This window comes from Mycobacterium sp. P2_H7, assembly GCF_056403275.1.
In genome coordinates this window covers 1-1094 of sequence record NZ_JBFUFU010000043.1, presented here as the reverse complement: position 1 = coordinate 1094, position 1094 = coordinate 1, and the positions used below count along the sequence as shown (strand labels likewise).

Below are 1094 nucleotides of genomic sequence, written 5' to 3'. Positions count from 1 at the left end.
GGCCGCGCCCTGGCCACCCTGGTCAACGACCAGGGTGCGAGCGGGCTGGTCTCGACAACCACTGTGGGAGTAATCAACACCAGCACCGGCGCACTGATCAGCCCACTCGCCACCACCGGCGGATCCGAACTGGCCACCCCGATCACGTTCGACAGCAAGAAAACCCGCGCCTACATCACCACCAGCGACATCACCGCCGACCGCACCCAATTCGGCGTCCTGAACCTCGCCACCGGTCAATGGGTGGCCGAACCATTCCGGACCACCGGGACAACGACCGGTCCGGTGTTCACCGAGAAGAACTCCCGCGTCTGGCTGGTCGTCGACGACGTCGCCGGTGGTCGTCCCGGCCAAGGCCCGCAGGAGCACCGCGCCGAAGTCACCCTGCTCGACGCCGCTACCGGAGCCGTGATCGCCACCCCCATCAAGGCGGCCGGACAGGTCGTCGACGGATTGAACTTCTACGCCAAAGGTCGCGCGCTGGTAACCCTGATCAACGACCAGAGCGCCAAAGGCGGCCTCTCCACCACCTATGCCGGAGTGATMAACACCAGCACCGGCGCACTGATCGGCCCACTCGCCTCCACCGGAGGATCCGAACTCGCCGCCCCAATCACGTTCGACAGCAAGAAAACCCGCGCCTACATCACCACCAACGACATGGCCTTCGACCGCACCCAATTCGGCCTTTTGAACTTGAGCACCGGTGCGTGGATTTCCGATCCGATCCGCGTCAACGGCACCACCACCGGACCCATCTTCACCGACAARAACACCCGCSTSTGGCTSRTCACCGACGACGTCGCCGGCGGCACCCCCGGCATGGGCGGCCTCCGCCACCGAGCCCTGGTCACCCTCATCAACACCACCACCGGCACCATCATCAGCACGCCCATCGACAARSCCGACGCGCAAATCGCCGGCGGCCTGAACTTCTACGCCAAAGGCCGCGCCCTGGCCACCCTGGTCAACGACCAGGGTGCGAGCGGGCTGGTCTCGACAACCACTGTGGGAGTAATCAACACCAGCACCGGCGCACTGATCAGCCCACTCGCCACCACCGGCGGATCCGAACTCACCGGCGGATCCGAACT

1 protein-coding gene is annotated in these 1094 nt (G+C 65.4%); it reads left to right on the top strand.

All coding sequences use genetic code 11. The features are described 5' to 3' along the window. The coding region (locus AC1DY7_RS31245; RefSeq protein WP_477497637.1) for a hypothetical protein at window positions 1-1094 on the top strand (1094 nt) is incomplete at both ends.